Source organism: Bradyrhizobium sp. UFLA05-112, assembly GCF_053572325.1.
The window spans coordinates 1-18,337 of record NZ_JBANBK010000121.1 but is presented as its reverse complement, the minus strand read 5'-3'; the positions used below and the strand labels follow the sequence as shown (position 1 = coordinate 18,337).

Here is an 18,337-nt window from a genome sequence, read left to right as displayed (position 1 = left end):
GCCCGAGACCGTCGTGGCAGAGAAATTCGAAGCGATGCTTCGCTTCGGCGAAACGAATGGCCGGATCAAAGATTTCCACGACATCTGGGTCACGGCGCGCACCTTCCCTTTTGACCTCTCTACTTTGGTCGAGGCCATCGCCGGCACCCTCCAAAGGCGGGAGACCACTGCGCCGACGGAGACGCCGGTGGCGCTGACGCCGCAGTTTGCTGAGATGGCGGACAAACAAGCGCTCTGGACAGGGTTTTTGCGCCGCAACCCGCCGACACTGCCGCCGCCGCCATTCGATGAGCTATTGACGGAGTTGCGTCGATTCTTCGAGCCGATACTCACCGCTCTCGGTTTGCCTGAGAGCGCGAGCGGTCGCTGGAACCCCGACCGCAGCGCCTGGGAGTAAATGCAAACGGAGGCGAGCCTAGACCGACGTCATGGCATTGTTCGCTCGCAGATCCTTGCAACGTCCACCAGACGAACTCAAGAATGTGCTGTCGGCACTATGGCGACTCTTGAGCGACAGGAGGCCGATCGTGTGGCCAACAGATGGCAAGAAAGCGCGGCCCGACGCACTTGCGGCGAGTACGTAGATGGCTGCCGCGCTGGCATCGCCAGTCTCGTCAGCGGGCGCTTCGCCGTGATCGACAACGGGGATTGGCTTTCAGCTTGTGCCCTGGCAACCCCTCCTCGAGAAGCGCATTGGCCAGCACATCAGCGGCCTTCAGCGCGACGACGGTGGCATCGAGTGGACATTTGGAAGAAACCGGGGCTCAGCCTGTAGCGCAGCCTCTGAGCGGCGCCTGCAGCCATCAATTGGGCCGGACCGCCGCCGGCCTGAGCTCGTCGTGCAATTGACGGGATCGAAGCAGAGCGCTTCGCTTCTAAGACAGCGCGTTGCCGGCGCCGATGGGGCGCGGTCGACGATCGGGTGAGGACCGCGATGCGGTTGCCAAACGGTTCAGTGAACGTGCAATCAAGTCGGTGCCGTATGCGGTTGCGCCGATCCGGCCGCCCTAGGGGGGCCGAGATTTGGCGCTGCTTATGGACTATGATGAGAGCAACTGGGAGAGTCGGCGCAATTCGATCAGATCTTGCGTCCGGCGACAATCCGATAGGTACACTCATATGCGCTTTAAGCTGAAACATCTCGGCAGCGCGCTGCCGATAGTTGGGTTCGTCTTATCCTTTTTCTTTGACTTCACTCCGCCCAAAGATTGGGGAGCGGCATTGAAGTTGATCGCACCTGTCGAGTCTTGGTGGACAACTCATGCAGCACATCCCCTGCTAGCCGCATTTTTTGCAGGACTTTCGGTCGCCACGTTCTTGCTTCCCCAAATTTGGCGAGCCGTCAGGGATCATGAATTTCCCGTTGATCCAAGCCCTGATTGGGATTTGCGCGAGGCATTCCGCTACATCCATGTTCGATCCAAGTGGTCGATCGGTCGCCTCTACTATAGTGACAGTCGCGCCGACCATCTCTTAGAGGATGACATTGACGAATCTCTGCGAGACGCTGCGATCCAAGGGCGCATCTCGATTTGGGGGCGGCCAGCGCAAATAGGAACCGCTGCACTTTTCAGTCGTGGAATTGAAGTCAAGGTTCCGGTCGATGATTTGCAAGATATGTCGATTGACCTGACAACTATCGATAGCACCGCGCCAAATGGCGCTGTATTCCGCCTGCACTCGGAAGATCAATACCGCTTTTTACGAGTTGACCGACGTCAGATACTTCGTGAGTGGCCATCAGCATCGTTCGTCCAGCTACTTTTTGACAAGACGTGGAGGGGGCGGCGACTGCAAACTGTACCCAATATTGCGGAAGCTCACGCGCGATGAGACGACGAAGCGACATGCGGCTGCACTGTTGGCGGCCAGAGCGGTAGTTGTATCCCGCTGCCGCGAATGTGCAGAAAGCAGAGCAGACAATGCCACTACCAGCTATCCCACCCGATCCAGAGCCGACAGACGCGCAATGTCGCGAGTATTTTGATCGCTACCCAGCTACATGGCCCGAAAGCCAGCGTCGCTCGTTTGCTAGCTTCTTTTGGAGATGTGATGCGAAGAGGTGCGACCCTGACCTGTTCCTAGTCGCCTTCGCTGGCTGGCTGCCAGACGGGTACTACGAAGCTTATCACAAGACATCGACATGGCGCGCAATTAGGAAGCGCGTCTTGGCTGCGGCGGACTACGAATGCGCGTGTTGTCCTTCGCGGGCAACAGAAGTTCACCACAGGGATTATCGGCCGAGGGTCTTATCCGGTGACGACATTTCACCTTTAGTGGCCATTTGCAGGAAATGCCACGACAGAATTGAAGAAGCAAAGAAGGCGAGTTGGAATAAAGGTGAAGCGCTTCTGGCATGTATGGTCGCTGAAAAAGAAGTGCAAATGTCAGACGGGCAGTAGCATGGAAGCAGTCGACGGTTGGCCCGCCTATCCAATAGGTCCGCGCAAGAGCATATTTGCAATGGGCGTCGTGAGCATCAAATTCGCTGAACTTGAGTCGGTGATAATCTTCATGCTGGCTACAGTGACGGGAAGCGGTGTGGATGCAGCAACAAAGATAGCCTCGAAGATTGGCACTGCAAGTTGCCAATATTTCGCGCGGCAAATGCTACCGCGACATGAGTGGACCGAGCAAGCCAACGAACTCGTAGAGCACTTTTTCAAAGGTTCGGCCGTTCTGACGGACAATCGAAATCACTTAATGCATTCCAATCTAGCTTGGACTGGAAGCGAACACACAGTGCTGTTCAAGACGTCCAAGCGGGGCAATACCGTGATGGCTGTTCCGAGGCTCAGCGAGCTACGACAAGTAGCTGACGATATGGAAGCATTCATTTCATTCGGTCGCCAGCTTGCGAATGCAATCAACAACGAACCTTCGGCAATTCCAATTTTTCCTGAATCCGCTTTTCCTTGGCCCAACACACCTGCGATGCCCGGCGCCCTCGTCTTCACACCCGACCCGCACATACTTTCCAAAGACGGGTCGTGAGGACGAACAGCCAGCATGCTGTATGATGTGCGGCTTGGATTGTGGAATGCCCGTCGTCACCAAAAAAGAACTCCCGTGCCCTTAGGTTGCTATGCCCGAGTCCATGATAATTCCGTCGGAATGGCTGGAAGAAGCCGGCGTGCAGGATTTTGGGCCGGCGCGAAACGCCTATCGTTGTGATGATCCGCATCAGTGCATCGCACTGGTTGATATTGAAGTACCGTTGCGCAGATCAGGGTATCCGCTCGACGCCAACGGTTTTCGGCATGATCGAATGATACGCATTCTGATCGGCATTCGGGACGACGTTTCGCTTCCCGCAATCTTCGTCGAGCTAGCTGACTCCGGCCAACGGCGCTATCGGGTCCGTGGAGGCGTGCACCGCTACCATGCGTCGCTTGCGCTCGCCTTCTCGCACTACCGGCGGAAGTCATTGAACGGCTCGATTGAGTCTCGGATAGCCCGCACTCTTTTTGTATTCCATCGCCTTCGCCAGGGCTATTGGAGCCATGCCGACACGACTTCGCCTTCGTCAGATTTCTTGAAGCGAATAGGGTGCTTCACCAGATGAACGACAGAACCGAGGGGGATCCAACGCCTGAATGCAAATCTGATGACCAGGAGCTAAGTACGTCAAAGGCGTCGGCTGAATATCTCCTAATCTTAGTGGCAAGGCCGCACCGAACAGCTTCAATGACACGCCTTGGCCAACTTCCACAAAAATAACCTCCCAGGAGTGGGGTCCGAACCGGTATTGTTTACTTTGCCGCGCGAGTGGCGTCGGTCCAAATCTTTCAGGATGAAAGCCTTTATTCACCTGCGCGCCATGAGTAAAGCGATTGCGCACCTCAAACAACCACCTCTTCTTTTTATCGTCATCGCCATTCTGTTGGGTGATCGTAGGAGGATTGCTGAGTATCAGGTATTCGATGCCAGCGAGCAGCCGCTGCAACGCGTCAGGTGGTAGCACCTCGTCCGTGAAGCGATAGAAGGAGTTTCGGACGCCGTATTGCTTTGACCAGGCCTCGTACAGCTGCTTGCTTTGCGCAATGAGAGACGTGCCTGTAACGGCGACTTTTGTTGGCTCGTTTCCGTCTAACCAACTTCTAAAATCTCGCCATTCGGCCGGTTGGCCTAGGCTAAAGGCAACACCGAATGCTTCGTCTACATCACGCTGCCCGGTCAAACCGGCGATAACCGCCGGCCGCTTCCAGCTCGCCAAGGATCGCCGTGGCAATGCATTGGGCCGCTTCGTCTACGGCAAGTCGTATCTCTCACGAGGAGATGCGGTCGCAATTGATCCCGTCGAGCTTAAGCTATCGGGCGAGACTTACGAAACAGGCCGATTGAATGGCATCTTTGGCGCGTTGCGCGATGCAGACCCGTGACTACTGGGGTCGTTGTATCATCGAGAAGCATGCCGGAGTTCCTCAGCTAGGTGAACTCGATTACCTCCTGAACTCAGCCGACGACGGGGGCGCTGGTTTTGGACTTGGCCAACAACCTCCGGCACCACGTCGCAAATTCAATAAGACGCCCGAACTCGCAAAGCTTCAGGAAATCGCCGAAGCCTTGATGCGTGAGCAAGATGTAAAAACCGAGGAAGCCGCACAGGTTCAGGACTTGATGCTCTTAGGCACCTCCATGGGCGGAGCCCGTCCGAAAGCTGTCGTAGAGGACGACGGTCTCTGGATCGCAAAATTCAACCGCCCCGATGACCGCTGGAACAACACGCGCGTCGAGCACGCGATGCTTGAGTTGGCCAAGGCTTGCGGTCTTCGCGTGGTTGAGAGCCGCATTATCAGCATCGGTGCTAAGGACGTTTCTCGCCAAGCGCTTCGATCGCACGAAGACGGACAAGGGATAACGCGTTCGCGGATGATTAGCGGACTAACCGTTCTGCGAGCCGATGAAGCCGTCGAGATGCGCGACCGCTGGTCCTACGTATTGATGGCAGAGGAGATGCGCCGGGTCACGGAGGAGCCTGAAAGGGATGCCAAAGAACTTTTCCGACGCATGACGTTCAATGCGCTGACTTCCAACCTGCATGATCATCTTCGCAACCACGCGCTGGTAGCCAAAGAGCGGACTTGGCAGCTTTCGCCAGCTTATGATCTGACGCCCTCGCCGGTTATTTCGCAGGAACATCGTGATCTAGCGCTGGAGGTTGGCGACCAGGGGCGATTTGCAAATGCAAAGAACGTGCTCGCAAATCCAAGGAACATCGATTCGGCCGCTTCCCTAGACCAATGACCAGATCGAGCGCATGAACCACAGGATCAAGGAAGCGACTGGCTGCGAATTCTTTCAAGTGTGATCTGCCGCTTTAGAGGGGGCGGACATCCTTGGCACGGAATTAGCTTTCTCATTGGGGAGGATGGCACGAGCGTTACCCAAATTGCTGTCCCCGGAAAGCACGAATGCGCGGTGGTATCCGGCATCGCCGACGGGAGACCTGACAATGCCAGTGCATATGTCCAAAAGGGGCGAGGTGAATACCAACTCAACTGACCCGGCGGGACAACAACCGAGCACCACGAGTCCACAGCCCAGCTCACCAGCACACTCGCCCTCTGTGTTGATGGCAACCGAGGTTGGATTGCCCCCGGCAGTGACGGAAGGCGACGTGAGAGCGCGCGCGATTCGGGCAGGGGAACGGTGCAGAGCCTCGTCATTCGTTAAGGCGCGCGCTCAGCTTGCCGCAACACTGACCGGCGCGAGCGTTGGGGCGCTTAGGAACGACATCGAGCTGGCCGGGCAGCGATCAGCTCAATGGTCGACAGCGACAGGGTCCTCGGCTAGCAGCGTCGATGGCGATGGCATTTTCGACGACGTAGTGGCATCGTCGTATGTAAAGCTGCAGCGTTTTCAGAACGATGCCAGCCATTGCAAGCCACGCACGGAAGACAAGACGAACGCAATATCGCACGTACGTACCCTGGCGCGCGAACATTCTCCCGTTAGCCATTCTCTGGAACAATATCCTCTGGATCTGGCGCGCACGGCCGGACGGCACATGCGCGGTCTGACGAACTCACCTTTCGTCTCGTTGGTCAAGGACGCCTCAAAACTGGTCGTTTCACGAGACCATTGGGCGAGGGCAATCGCCAATAACGCGACAACGTTGTATAGCTACACGGTACCGAGGGCGACCATCTGGACGCCCGAAGGGATCATCAACAGCATTTCGCTCCGAATGGACGTCCAAGATAGGGACGAGATAATAGATGCGGATATAGACCTCATGGTGGCACTGAGCAAAACACCAATGGAAGAGACTGAGGTATTGTTTCGCGGTGGGAATCTGGACGAGTATCGGACGGCCAGCGAACCGAATCCGTACATCGCCGGTCCAAGCGGCAACCAAGGGGCTCGACGATCGGCCGCGGACGATTCGAACTGGGCGCGTTGCGTGCATGACGCGTCGGCTAGCCGCCGGTAACGCGAAACCCACGACAATTTGCCTGGTCACCGGGCTGAACGGGAAAGAGAACGCAATGCAGTCAGCGTAAGGAGGGCTACCGTGTTCAGCAGGAACATTTGGCTTTCGTGCCTGAAGCCCGATGTGCCGCAGAATCCCTTGTCGGCGAGCACCACGCGCGCGCCGCGCTCACCACTGCCCAAGTGCCCGCCGGCCCGCCACCGAGCACCAGCACGTCGGCGTCATATTCAACCGATTCGCTTGGTGCGGGCCTGCGCTCGGCGCGGTGGATTTGAGTGGTCATTGGTCACATCTCCCCATTTGAACGATTGCAGTCGGACCCGCGGCTCATGCCACCACCGGCGCCTTCCAACGCATGAAGCGCCGCTCCAGCGCCTCGAGCACGGCGTTGAACGCCAGCCCGATCACCGTGATGCCCAGGATGCCGAAATACATCTGCGGGATCAGGAAGCTGTACTGGCTGTTGATGATGAGATAGCCGAGCCCCGCCTTAGCAACGACCATCTCGGAGGCGACCAGCACGAGCATGGCGGACGCGCTGGCAAGGCGAATGCCGACGAAGATGGTCGGAAGCGCCGCCGGGAGGATGACCTTGCGGAACAATTGCTGCGGGCTCGCGCCCATCGTCCGTGCCGATTTGATCAGGAGTGGATCGACCTGCTTGACGGCACCGATGGTGTTGAGCAGCAGCGGCCAAGCGCAGCTATAGATCAACCATGGTGATCTTCGACATCTCGCCGATTCCGAGCAGCAGGATGAACACCGGCAGGAGCGCCAGCGGCGCGGTGTTGCGGCAGATCTCGATGAACTGGTTTAGGAGATCGCCGAGCCGCGCGTACCAGCCGACGAGAAGGCCCAGCGGGATGATCAAGGCAACCGAGATCAGAAATCCGCTCAGGGCACGCAGCAGGCTTGCGGACACGTCGTCGTAGAGCTCGCCGGTCTGCGCGAGCTGCCAGCCCGCGGCGATCACCTCCGAGAACGGCGACAGGAACACCGGATCGATCAAGCCGAGTCGCGGGGTTGCCTCCCATACCGACAGCAGCGCAATGAGCAGCAGCGAGCGATGCCCGAGTGCACCGAGGGAGCGCACGGCAGCATGAAGGCGGTCGACGATCGGCGATGGACGACGTGCCACGTCGGACAAGGAGCTCGGACGCCCGTGCGCGAGCTCCAGCAGCGTCAGCGTCTCAAGGCTAGACATGCACAACCTCCTTCACGTTACGGTCAACGCGACGCGTGGCGACGCCGCCGTTCAATTGACCCTGCTGCGCCTTCTGCACTTCATCGCGGAGCAGGCTCCAGACCTCGTGCCTGACATGGCCGAACTCCGGCAGCGAGCACACGTCATCGACCTCGCCTCGCAGCGCGTGGGGAATGTCGATGATTTGCTTGATCCGGCCCGGGCGCGAGGTCATCACGGCGACGCGCTGGCCGAGCACCACGGCCTCGTCGATGCCATGGGTGATGAAGACGATCGTCTTGCCGGTCGCGCGCCAGATCCGCAGCAACTCGGTCTGCAGTGTCTCGCGCGTCTGTGCATCCAACGCGGCAAACAGCTCGTCCATCAGCAGCACCTCCGGATCGTAGGCAAGGCTGCGCGCGATCGCGACGCGCTACTTCATCCCGCCGGAGAGCTCGTGCGGGTAGCGGCTGGCAAAGCCAGACAGGCCGACGAGATCGAGGAAATGCCGCGCTATCTCGCGCCGCTGCGCCGCCTTGAGCCCGGCGATGTCGAGCCCGAACTCGACGTTCTCCGCGGCAGTGCGCCAGGGAAATAGCGCGTATTGTTGGAACACGATGCCGCGGTCGCGCGCGGGTCCCGTGATCGGCTGGCCATCGAGCAGGATCCGACCGCTGGTCGGCGTCGTCAGTCCGCCCAGCAGATCGAGGAGGCTGGATTTTCCGCAGCCGCTTGGGCCGACCAGGGCCAGGAATTCGCCGGTGCGGACGTCGAGCGCGATGTCCTCCAGGGCCGTGAAGCGGCCAGCCGGACCGCCCCCCTCGCCTCGCGTCACGAACTCCTTGCGGACGCGCTCGAAGCTGATCTTGACCTGGTTGGTTTTCACTTGGGTCATTGTGCCTCCGCCGTCTTGCCAGGGCGGAAATAGTTGAACGCGTTGGTATAGGTATCGGAGGCCTTGATCTGGCCCGGTTTGAACAAGCCGTCCTTCTCTAGCCAGTCGATCCACACCTGGATTTCAGCGTCCGAGATCACGCCGCCCTTGCTCGCCACGCCGGTGCTCCTCCAATATTTGATCGAGGAGCCATCCTCATTGCGCTTGCGTTCGGCGATGATCCTGTCGAAGCGCGCTCGAACCTCTTCCGGCGGTGTCGTCTGCGCCCAAGCGATGGCGCGCGAAATGCCCTCGACCAGCCTGCGCGACGCGTCGGGATTGTCCTTGATGAACCTGTCACGCAGGACATAGGAACCGCCGGTAAATTGGCCGAATAGATCGGTGTCGTTGAACAGCGAGCGGATGCCGCCGCGCTCGAGCGCCTTGTCGCGCAGCACGCCGCTGAGCGCACTCACCTCGACCTGGCCCTGGCGCAGCGCCTGCTCGCCGCTCACCGGCGGGATCGCCACCAGCGTCAACTGCTTGACCTCGCTCGCGGAAAGGCCGTTGCGGGCCAGATATTCGCGGAGCACGAACTCGAGATGCGCGCCCAGGGTGTTGACGGCAACCTTCTTGCCGATCAGGTCGCGGGCCGTCTTGACCGGACTGTCGTCCTTCACGTAGTAGCCGTAATAGGTGTTGGCATCGGAGCCGTAATAACCGACCACCGCCTTGATCGGTGCCTTGGCTGCGATCAGCTTGAGGATCGCACCGTAGAAGGCGCCGCCGATGTCAATATCGCCGGTCACCACCGTCTGGATGTCCTGGGGACCGCTGATGGTGTTGCCGACCCATTTCAGCTTCAGCGGCGCGAGATAGCCGAGGTCGTCGGCGAGCTCGATAAAGCTCACCTGCCCTGCCCAGCCCTGATAGCGGATCTCGGTCTTGTCGAGCGGCGGCTCGGCGAAGGCCGGAGCTGCAAGGCCCAGCGCCAGAGCGCCCGCGAGCAGCAACCGCGCACGAACAAATCCAAACAAAGCGTTCATTTTGGCAAATCCTGTCAATGATGCGGAGATCGAGCAGCCTTCATCAGGCAGCCTTTGCCGTCTGCGGCTTCGGCGCCTTGATGCGCGTGACGCTGTGACGACCATCGACGCTCACCGGCACCTCGCCATCGATGGTGGCGCGGCGGACGATGCGATGCTGATCGCCGTAGTCGTTGATCGCGTAGTGCTGGGTCGCACGGTTGTCCCAGATGGCGACGTCGCCCGCCTGCCAAGCCCAGCGCACCGTGTTTTCCGGTGCGGTGATATGCGACTGGAACAGGTCGAACAGCTTCTGACCGTCATATTTCGGCAAGCCTACGAAGCGCTGCACGAAATTGCCGAGCACGAGCGTGCGTTCGGCGGTTTCGGGATGGACCCGCACCACCGGATGCTCGGTCTCGTAGATGGTGCCGGTGAACACCTCGTCGAAGTGCTTGCGGTCCGCTTCGCTCGCGCGCGTCTTCACGGCGTAATCATAGGCGTTGCTGTGGATCGCCCAGAGCTCGTCGGCGAGCTTGCGCAGCGGCGCCGGCAGGTCGAGATAGGCGGCCGCCGTGTTCGACCACAGGGTATCGCCGCCATAGGGCGGGATCACGACACCGCGCAGCACCGAGATCTTCGGATAGGCATCGAACGTGACATCCGTGTGCCACTGGTCGGCGCGGCCACCGCCGCGGCCGGAGTCCAGTTCCAAAATCGATGACGTTCCCTTGGTCGCACCGACCGTCGGATGCGGCACGAGCTTGCCGAGCCGGACGGCAAATCGCTCCTGCTCGACATCGTCGAGATGCCCCTGGTCGCGGAAGAAGATGACTTTGTGCTCGAGCAGCACCCGGTTGATGGCGCGAATGACGTCGTCGGACATATCGCCGGACAGCTTGACGTTCCGAATCTCGGCGCCGAGCCGGGCGGCACGTTTGACGATATCGGCGCGCGGAATGACGTTGTCGATGGTGGTCGCGTTGCTCATGATCGTGATCTCTCGTTTTGAATTTCTGAACAAAGCTCCGCCGTGCGCCGTACAGCTGGGTCGGCGGGGAGACTGGATGGGTGGTTTCTTGGATTTGGTCCTAGGGGATCACGTTGCTGGCTAGACCGTTCGCGGCACACGGATCCCGGCGGTACAGCTCTCCACCATCGCGTCAGCGCGACACGGCGCACACAGCGCCATCGGCCGGGCTCCTTTGCGAACGACGTGTGGATCGGATTGCCGCATGGTGAACGACTCTTGCTTGGACCCTGCAGATGGTAAAAGCGATCGCGGACCAGTCAATGAAACGAAACCAGCTTTGTTTTCCGCAGCGAGCAATGATCGCTTCGTTGGTCACGCGGAGATGGAAATATTTGCGATCATGTCGTCCGCGCGAGCGCCGCGAGCACGCGATCATAGGGAAAATCAGGCCAACCGACCCGCGAAAGACCCGATTCATTCGCCTTACGCCATCGGCAGGAACGCACTCATCTCCGATCAGCGACAAGCTCACAGGGTTCATGCTCGCTTCGCGGGTAACAACGCAAATTCATTTCATCGACAGCTTTGCGAGCGTCGACATAGAGTCCGGTTTAACGCGCGCCCGGTGAGGCCGCGATCCGACGACGACCAATATTTGCGAGCCAGACCATGAGCAAGCGGCAGCTTTCCCTGAACTTCTTCATCTATCCGGACGGTCATCACGAGGCCGCCTGGCGTCACAAGGCCTCGACGACCGACCGCATTCTCGACGTCACCTACTATCAGGAGCTGGCGCAACGCGCCGAAGCCCACAAGTTCGACGCGGTCTTCTTCGCCGACGGCCCGGTGCTATCGGACAACGTCCGTTACGCGCAACGCTTCCGGCTGGAGCCGATCACGCTCCTCACCGCGATCGCGTCGGCCACGACGCGCATCGGCCTGATCGCGACGGCGTCGACGACCTACACCGAACCCTACAACCTCGCGCGGCTGTTCGCTTCGCTCGATCACATCAGCGGCGGGCGGGCCGGATGGAACATCGTGACGACGAGCTCGTCGCAGGCCGCCCAGAATTTCGGGCTGCCCGAGCACCCCCCGCATCACGAACGCTATGAGCGGGCGCGGGAATATCTCGATGTCATCACCGCCCTGTGGGACAGTTGGGAAGACGACGCGCTGGTCAATGACCCAGTCTCCGGCATTTTCGCCGACACCAGCAAGATCCACACGATCGACCACATCGGAAAGCACTTCCGCGTGCGCGGTCCGCTGAATATCTCGCGGACGCCGCAGGGCCGGCCGGTCTATGTCCAGGCTGGCTCGTCCGAGGACGGACGCGCCTTTGCCGCGCGCTTTGCGGAAGCGATCTTCACCGCGCACCAGACGTTGGCGAGCGCGCAGGAATTCTATGCCGACATCAAGCGCCAGGCACGCGCATTCGACCGCAGCTCGGATCAAATCAAGATCCTGCCCGGCATCTCTCCGTTCATCGCCAGCACGCAAGTGGAAGCCGACCGCCTCCAGGAAGAGTTCAATAGGCTGATTCAGCCGGAATTCTCGCTCACCCAGCTCCGCCAGATGACGGGGCTCGACCTCACCGGCTTCGATCTCGATGGCCCCTTCCCGCGCCATTTGATCGACATCGATGGTGCGCATCGCGTCGCAAGCCGCTTCAAGCTCATCGTCGACATCGTCGATCGCGAAAACCCGACGATCCGTCAGCTCGTGCAGCGCCTCGCCGGTGCGCGCGGCCATTGGGTCATCGCTGGTCCGCCGGAGAAGATCGCCGACAATATCCAGACCTGGTTCGAAAATGGCGCCGCCGATGGCTTCAACGTCATGCCACCATGGCTGCCGGGAGGATTTGATCTGTTCGCCGAGCAGGTCGTACCGATCCTGTGCAAACGCGGCCTGTTTCGTCACGAGTACACGGGCACAACCCTGCGCGAGCACTACGGCCTTGACCGTCCAAACAGCTTGTTCTCCAGCCGCATCCAAGCAACCGCATGACCGCTTCTCTCTTCTTCGTTTGGCATCTAGTCTTACTGAGTCAGAGTGTCGCGGCCGTTGCCGAGAAGAATCATATATTTGAGAAGACTCATCTTTTCAGCATGCGGAGAGGCTGAGATGGGTCTAGCAAAATCGGGGGACGTAGCGTCGCGGTTTTCGGCGTATGTTGAGGGTCTTACGAGCGTGATCGGGCGCGCGGACCGAGCCAAACCGCTTCGCGATTACTGCACGGGTCTGACGATGCCTTGCGATCGTAAGAGCGTCGAGCCGATGGCGGCGATCACGGCTCCTGAGCGGACAGCAGCGCAACACCAGTCGTTGTTTCATTTTGTCGGTCAAGGCGACTGGTCGGACCAGCAAGTGTTGGCCAAGGTCCGTGAGTTGGTGCTGCCGAGCATCGAACGCCACGATGCCGTCCCCTCACGCCACGTGAGCTTTGCGCCGACGCGGACGGTCGGTCGCCCTTTCCCGGTCTTCAGGCACCTCAACAACAACTACCAAATAGCGGCGGCCTTCAAGGTCGTTGGAAGGCAACTAGCTCTTCAAGCCTACCCTCTCAGCACGTTCTGGTTAAAGGCTTCAATCTGCACAAGGTCGTGGGCCCTTGGGATTGAACGAGGGTCATCGCTCTCGACCGCTGCTTTTTCGCCTTTAAGTGCGCCAACGCTGTCCTAAGCCGCACCGACCGTGGCGAGAAATCTATGCACTTCCAGCTTGAGGCGATTGCTGTCCTCAGACAAGGATCTGGCGGCAGCAAGTACCTGCGTCGATGCCGTGCCAGTCTCGCCCGCTCCGCGGTTAACTTCTGCGATATTCGAGGCGACCTCATTTGTACCGATTGCAGCCTGCTGCACGTTCCGGGCGATCTCCTGATTGGCGGCGCCTTGCTCTTCCACGGCCGAGGCAATGGCCGAAGAGATTTCCGAGATGCGGCGGATAACGCCACTTACTTCCTTGATGCTGGCGACCGACTCTTGCGTCGACGACTGGATCCCGGTGATTTGTTCGCCGATCTCCTTGGTTGCCTTGGCGGTCTGCTCCGCCAGTATTTTCACCTCGGAGGCGACGACCGCAAAACCGCGGCCGGCATCTCCGGCGCGTGCTGCTTCGATTGTCGCATTCAAGGCAAGAAGATTGGTTTGACCCGCGATGGTGTTGATGAGTTCGATGACATTACCAATCTTGCCGGCGGCATGGGAGAGCGACAACACACGCTCGTCAGCGTTCTGGGCCTGTCGTACGGCTTCACCGGCAATACGCGCTGATTCCTGAACCTGCCGGCTAATCTCGTTCACTGAAGCTGACATTTCTTCCGTGGCCGACGCGACAGTTTGAACATTAGCGGAGGCCTGTTCGGAGGCCGATGCGACGGCGATCGACAGCCGCTCGGTCGATTCCGCCGTCCTGGTCAGTGAGCCCGCGGATGCTTCCAGCTCCGTGGACGCAGAGGAAACGGTGTCGACAATTTCTCCGATTGCACCTTCGAATGCATCGGCAACCTGGCGCAGGTCGGCCTTTCGTTGCTCGGCGACGATCCGATCCTGGTCCACTTTTGCCGCGGCCTCCGCCTTCGCCTTCTCAGCCGCCTTCACTTTAAACCGCTCGACCGCACTGGCGATTTCGCCGATTTCGTCCTTGCGCCCAAGACCGGAGAGCACAACATCGAAATTGCCTTCGGCCAAGTCCAACATCGAGGCCGTCAGCTCCCGAATCGGCTTACTGATGCTGCGCGACGTAAGCACTGAGAGGGCTACACCAAGGAGCATACTAAGGGCGCCAAGAACCAGGGCAATCGTCACACCCAATTGAAGCTCGTCTTCGGCCTTCGAGACAGTCTCTTTCGAAGCCTTCTCGTAATCGTTTGCGAGCGGCTCTGCGAGCTCGTCAACGTGGCGTCCAGCCGCGAGTGCAGAACTTACGGCGGATTTCGCTTCGGCGGTATCGAGGGCACCGTTTCTTCCTCTGTAGTCTTTCAGGCCAAGCGCCTTCGCTGCATCGTCCGCGACAGCTGATTTCAAGTCCCTAACTCTGGCCAGGCGACCCACGTCCTTGGTGTCGGCAGCGAGCTCATCGAGCTGCGCAAAGGCCCTCTTGTAGCCCTCTGCCGCCTTCGCCCAATGCGATTGATCGTCAGTTGCCAAGGCGATCCACGCATGCATCCGAGCTTCAAACACATACTTTTCGATGCGCTCGTCTTCGACCACATGATTCTTTTGACGAACAACAGTTGCCAACGAACTGCTCGCGCTCCGGGACGCATTGACCGAGTAACCGCCGATTGCGGCGGTCATCATAAGCAGCAATCCGAAACCGATCATGAGCCGAGCGGCGATTTTAATGTTTGCAAGCACTGCTATGACTTTCCAATATTGAGAGATAGTCCTGCTTCGAATGTTCTTGTGTAGCGAGCTGACGGTCCGGCAGGAACGTCGGCTAGAGCCTGGAAGATTTGAGTTTTGCGAGTTCGAGGTCTTGCTCAATCAGATTGAGAGCAGCTTCCAGTTTGGCCCTCGCTGAAGCGTCGCCAATCTTTTGTATCACCGCTCGCATCTGATGATGGTTCTGCTCGAGCGTGGCGATCGCGTGATCGATCGTAAGCTTGGCATTCGCTTGAACGCTTTCGAGCCGTTGATCTGTGCGTCTATCGGGATCGCATGCCATCGGCACCCGCAACTGCACGATCCGCGCGCCGCGCTTGCCGGTAACGTTTATTCGTGTCGGCCCACGATCGACCTGCACCGGTGCATCCGGCCGGCGAAACTCAACAACATTGAGCATTTCTCACCTCGATGAAACTGCGTCCGCAGTTCTGCGCTTTGCAGTTACGCGATTGGATCCGCCGATGCGTTTAGGGCGGCGTCAGTTAACAAACTTCTTTAAATGCGCGTGATCTGCTAGCGCGCCACAAACGATCGGCTACTTTGGTCGGTCAAGGCTGTGGACCGCAACCTGCGCAAGCTAGTTGAATTTCTGCGCGAGACATCCAAGCCGCGCGGAAATTCTTCAGGATAGCAGGCAACATGAAAGGAAAAGAGCAGGCACGGCGGATTCGAAGAACCACTTGGGATTCTACGAGCGATTGATCCCATCACAGACGAACAGACACACAAGAAAAATATTCGAAAATTTCCATCGGCAGCGAGCCGGATCGCCGATCATTGGTATCGGCACTCAGTACTGACCCGCACTCTCTTGTAGTGATCCAAGAAAACGCGAATCGAGGTCGGCATTCCTTCGACGAAAGCAAAACAGTCGATTTGGGATATTCACTTTATATCGAAGAGATGATAGGTCGAGTGCGGTCGAAGCGTGCAATGCGCGCCTAGATCACGAGGTCCGGTTGGGTTTGCCTCCATTTCCGGGCCTCGTTCAATCAAAGGGTCCTGCGCAGCTTCCGCTCGTCCATTTCCGCTGGTGCGAAGCCTCCGATCGTATCGCCATTGTCCGAGCAGTGTCGCGCCTCATCGCCGCGGCACCTCTGGCCGGTGCCGATCATCAGCGCCCACACTTTGCCTAGCGCAACTGGGCGAGCAACGCGCGCCGATACGGTTTCGATCATCAGGCAAGCTGCCATGCAACAATCATTAGAGACGCAAGAATAAGCAAAACGATCATGTAAAGCAGAAGCTGAGATATCAAGTCACCATCACGTTCAAACATTATCCCCATCCGCTTTGCCCCGACCGAAATTGTACCAAACGAACATCATTGTCATTTCTCACCTGAGTGCGTCGTCTAGGCTTCACAATTTGCTTCGTTCAATCGATTAAATGCAACGAATCGTACATTCGCGCCCAAATCCTGCATCCGGCCAGCCTCTCCAGTGACCCCTGCGGTATTGGTTGTCGACCGCCAAGTGGTCACACTTGACGACGTCGCGGTCGGTTGAGCGACATCGCGAGCGGGCGGCCGTGACCAGATGCTCCGGCCAACCGTCGCACCTCGTTCGCATTGCTGTAACAGACCGCGCGCAGATTTCGCGCGCGCCGCAGCGACGTTAACGCGGCCCTCGCATCGCTCAAATTTCACACCAGGATAATGACAATGATCCTTCAAGCATTGCGCCCCTTGACCGGGCGTTCGCTCAAGCCCGGCCTTGCGCTCGCGCTGCTCGCCCCCACAGCGCTCGCCTCCGCGCCAGCGCGCGCAGGGGACGGCGATGTTCATTTCCACCGGGGTCATCTGCTGCTGAGTCGCACGGTCTATGACAGCAAGGCCCTAGCCTTCACGCCTGGCATCACCCAACTGCCGCCCAACTGCGTGGCGCCCAACTGCGTCACCGCGACCGCCGATGGTACCTATCCGGCAGTGTTCAGCAACGTTCTGGTCGACGGTTCCTTCGGCATCACCGCCAAGATCATGCTCGACGAGCTGCGGCTCGACGGCGATCACCTGCAATCGCTCGAGGTCCCGAACAGCACTGACCGCGGCACCACCGCCAACAAGGACCAGATGGTCACAAGCTTCCCGTCCAAGTCAGAGATTGCCCTCAACCTGTCGCTCGATCACAGCGTCGTTTCGTTCACGGGGTATCTCGCGCCGGTCGGCGCAGTCGACGTCTCCAGCTCCAATACGCCCGACGTCGTCGATCCGACCAATCCGGTGCCCGGCATCTACTCGCGGGTGATTGCCGATGTCGACGAGAATGGACACTTCCGCTTCACCGTTGTGCTTTTGACTTCCGATGCAAACCAAATTCGCGCTGCAGGCCGTGGAATCACGTTATAGTTAGGGCTCAACTGCAGGAGGGATTCCGCTCTATGTCTCAGGGAAAGACACCCCCGCCACCGCCTCCCACAACGGTCCAGAAGGGCATTCCGAGGCCGCCGCCGCCGCCTCCCAGGCCGATGCCCCGGGGGTAGTCAGCGGGACCAATAGGCCATCCAAATCAAAGCGGCTCCGACAAACGGAGCCGCGATGCCGCATAGGTATGCCCCGGTCAAATTCGCCGACGCGTAGGCGTTGTGCTTTTGATTGTGTGCAACGGTATCGTCTGCAATGTCTACGTAGGCTTTCGCCATAGCGTGCAGAGCTATATGGTGTTGGAGCGCCCACTTCCAAAATTCCGGCCTTCTGGAAGGGGGCAGGCCACAGCACCATGACTGCCTTGACGCATCCCAGGAACAAGCTGAAGGCTACTCCCCCAATCATCAAGCCAACATAGAGCGTCAGATTGTGCGCCTGCTGTACAGCGATTGCGGCGGTGGTGAGGGCGACTATCACTGGCACGTAGACCGCCAGAACTCTCAGCGCGCGGTCATCTTGGAACAGGACCAGTTTGACCATTTGCTCTTCGTGGCGGGCGGTATCTTGAATCGCTTGTTTGGCTACCTCGTCCGCTGATGAGCTGAGTTATTCGGGCGATGCCCAAGCATCGATCGGTGTTCCCGGCATAGTAAAATCCCCCACAATCTAACTCAGCCGCTGAGTGACCCGATAGCCGCGCTCTTCTAAGCAGCGACTCACAGGCGCGCCAAGCTGTATCCAGCCGCCATTGCGGGCCTGTTCCTGGCAAGCCGCGAGATCATCCGGATATCTGGTTTGATCAACACCCCGTATGTCCACAGTGGGCGGGGTGTTGACGGTGTTTACCGCGCACCCGCCAAGCGTCAGGCAGCCTAAAAGCAATGTCTTTCGCATAAAAATCCCCCGCGCAATCTAAGCGCGGGGGACAATCTTGAATAGGATTATTTTCCGCAGTCAGTGAACGGTTGAGGCTTCGACGCTAGCCAGCAGAGCTATCGCCGAAAGTTGGTGAAGGCGGCATATCGTGGGGGTGCTTGACGCCTCCACTTCTCCACCGAAGGAGCGATATGCCGTGTCCAACGATAACGTC

Annotated in this window: 16 protein-coding genes and 2 pseudogenes; 10 read left to right on the top strand and 8 right to left on the bottom strand. The window is 59.0% G+C overall.

The features are described from left to right. The 4 genes from SO180_RS38910 to SO180_RS38895 form a co-directional block, all read left to right on the top strand. On the top strand, nucleotides 1–397 hold a 397-nt coding region (locus SO180_RS38910), incomplete at its 5' end, for a nucleotidyl transferase AbiEii/AbiGii toxin family protein (RefSeq protein WP_449384080.1). 265 nt (nucleotides 398–662) lie between these two features. Next, entirely contained in the window at nucleotides 663–926 is a 264-nt protein-coding gene (locus SO180_RS38905) for a DUF3363 domain-containing protein (RefSeq protein ID WP_449384079.1), read from the top strand. 193 nt (nucleotides 927–1,119) lie between these two features. Beyond that, a complete protein-coding gene (locus tag SO180_RS38900) occupies nucleotides 1,120–1,833 on the top strand; it encodes a hypothetical protein (RefSeq protein ID WP_449384078.1) in 714 nt (237 codons plus the stop codon). 570 nt (nucleotides 1,834–2,403) lie between these two features. Continuing rightward, nucleotides 2,404–2,994 (top strand): hypothetical protein, encoded by a 591-nt coding sequence (locus SO180_RS38895; protein ID WP_449384077.1) that lies wholly within the window; start codon nucleotides 2,404–2,406, stop codon nucleotides 2,992–2,994. Nucleotides 2,995–3,526: 532 nt separating this feature from the next. Here the strand turns inward: SO180_RS38895 and SO180_RS38890 are convergent. Then, entirely contained in the window at nucleotides 3,527–4,216 is a 690-nt protein-coding gene (locus tag SO180_RS38890; protein WP_449384076.1) for a hypothetical protein, read from the bottom strand. Between the two features lie 152 nt (nucleotides 4,217–4,368). On the opposite strand from SO180_RS38890, the gene SO180_RS38885 reads away from it, so the two are divergent. Both SO180_RS38885 and SO180_RS38880 read left to right on the top strand, forming a co-directional pair. Continuing rightward, entirely contained in the window at nucleotides 4,369–5,247 is an 879-nt protein-coding gene (locus tag SO180_RS38885; protein ID WP_449384075.1) for a type II toxin-antitoxin system HipA family toxin, read from the top strand. Between the two features lie 358 nt (nucleotides 5,248–5,605). Next, entirely contained in the window at nucleotides 5,606–6,436 is an 831-nt protein-coding gene (locus SO180_RS38880; protein ID WP_449384074.1) for a hypothetical protein, read from the top strand. 327 nt (nucleotides 6,437–6,763) lie between these two features. Here the strand turns inward: SO180_RS38880 and SO180_RS38875 are convergent, their stop codons facing one another. The 5 genes and pseudogenes from SO180_RS38875 to SO180_RS38855 form a co-directional block, all read right to left on the bottom strand. Then, nucleotides 6,764–7,150 carry an ABC transporter permease gene (locus SO180_RS38875; protein WP_449384073.1) on the bottom strand — a complete coding sequence of 129 codons (387 nt, stop codon included), beginning with the start codon at nucleotides 7,148–7,150 and terminating at the stop codon, nucleotides 6,764–6,766. Beyond that, a complete protein-coding gene (locus SO180_RS38870) occupies nucleotides 7,140–7,640 on the bottom strand; it encodes an ABC transporter permease (RefSeq protein WP_449384072.1) in 501 nt (166 codons plus the stop codon). The genes SO180_RS38875 and SO180_RS38870 overlap by 11 nt, the downstream gene beginning before the upstream one ends. Then, nucleotides 7,633–8,514, bottom strand: a pseudogene (locus tag SO180_RS38865) (ABC transporter ATP-binding protein). The gene SO180_RS38870 and the pseudogene SO180_RS38865 overlap by 8 nt, the downstream one beginning before the upstream one ends. Continuing rightward, nucleotides 8,511–9,539, bottom strand: a complete 1,029-nt coding sequence (locus tag SO180_RS38860; RefSeq protein ID WP_449384071.1) for an ABC transporter substrate-binding protein — start codon at nucleotides 9,537–9,539, stop codon at nucleotides 8,511–8,513. Before SO180_RS38860 ends, SO180_RS38865 begins: the two are co-directional and overlap by 4 nt. Nucleotides 9,540–9,582: 43 nt before the next feature. Next, a complete protein-coding gene (locus tag SO180_RS38855) occupies nucleotides 9,583–10,509 on the bottom strand; it encodes a TauD/TfdA dioxygenase family protein (protein ID WP_449384070.1) in 927 nt (308 codons plus the stop codon). Nucleotides 10,510–10,784: 275 nt separating this feature from the next. Here SO180_RS38855 and SO180_RS38850 point away from each other — a divergent pair, with 275 nt between their 5' ends. From SO180_RS38850 to SO180_RS38840, 3 genes and pseudogenes are all read left to right on the top strand, one after another. Then, entirely contained in the window at nucleotides 10,785–11,120 is a 336-nt protein-coding gene (locus SO180_RS38850) for a hypothetical protein (protein WP_449384069.1), read from the top strand. Nucleotides 11,121–11,160: 40 nt separating this feature from the next. Beyond that, the gene (locus tag SO180_RS38845) at nucleotides 11,161–12,501 is read left to right on the top strand and encodes an LLM class flavin-dependent oxidoreductase (RefSeq protein WP_449384068.1); all 1,341 of its coding nucleotides are present in this window, start codon (nucleotides 11,161–11,163) and stop codon (nucleotides 12,499–12,501) included. 117 nt (nucleotides 12,502–12,618) lie between these two features. After that, nucleotides 12,619–12,906, top strand: a pseudogene (locus SO180_RS38840) (transposase); the annotation flags it as partial. 266 nt (nucleotides 12,907–13,172) lie between these two features. On the opposite strand, the gene SO180_RS38835 reads toward SO180_RS38840, so the two are convergent. Both SO180_RS38835 and SO180_RS38830 read right to left on the bottom strand, forming a co-directional pair. Continuing rightward, the gene (locus tag SO180_RS38835) at nucleotides 13,173–14,852 is read right to left on the bottom strand and encodes a methyl-accepting chemotaxis protein (RefSeq protein ID WP_449384067.1); all 1,680 of its coding nucleotides are present in this window, start codon (nucleotides 14,850–14,852) and stop codon (nucleotides 13,173–13,175) included. Between the two features lie 82 nt (nucleotides 14,853–14,934). Next, the gene (locus tag SO180_RS38830) at nucleotides 14,935–15,279 is read right to left on the bottom strand and encodes a hypothetical protein (protein WP_449384066.1); all 345 of its coding nucleotides are present in this window, start codon (nucleotides 15,277–15,279) and stop codon (nucleotides 14,935–14,937) included. 1,266 nt (nucleotides 15,280–16,545) lie between these two features. On the opposite strand from SO180_RS38830, the gene SO180_RS38825 reads away from it, so the two are divergent. Next, nucleotides 16,546–17,229: a hypothetical protein gene (locus SO180_RS38825; RefSeq protein ID WP_449384065.1), complete on the top strand. Its 684-nt coding sequence runs from the start codon at nucleotides 16,546–16,548 to the stop codon at nucleotides 17,227–17,229. The last annotated feature ends 1,108 nt before the right edge of the window (nucleotides 17,230–18,337 follow it).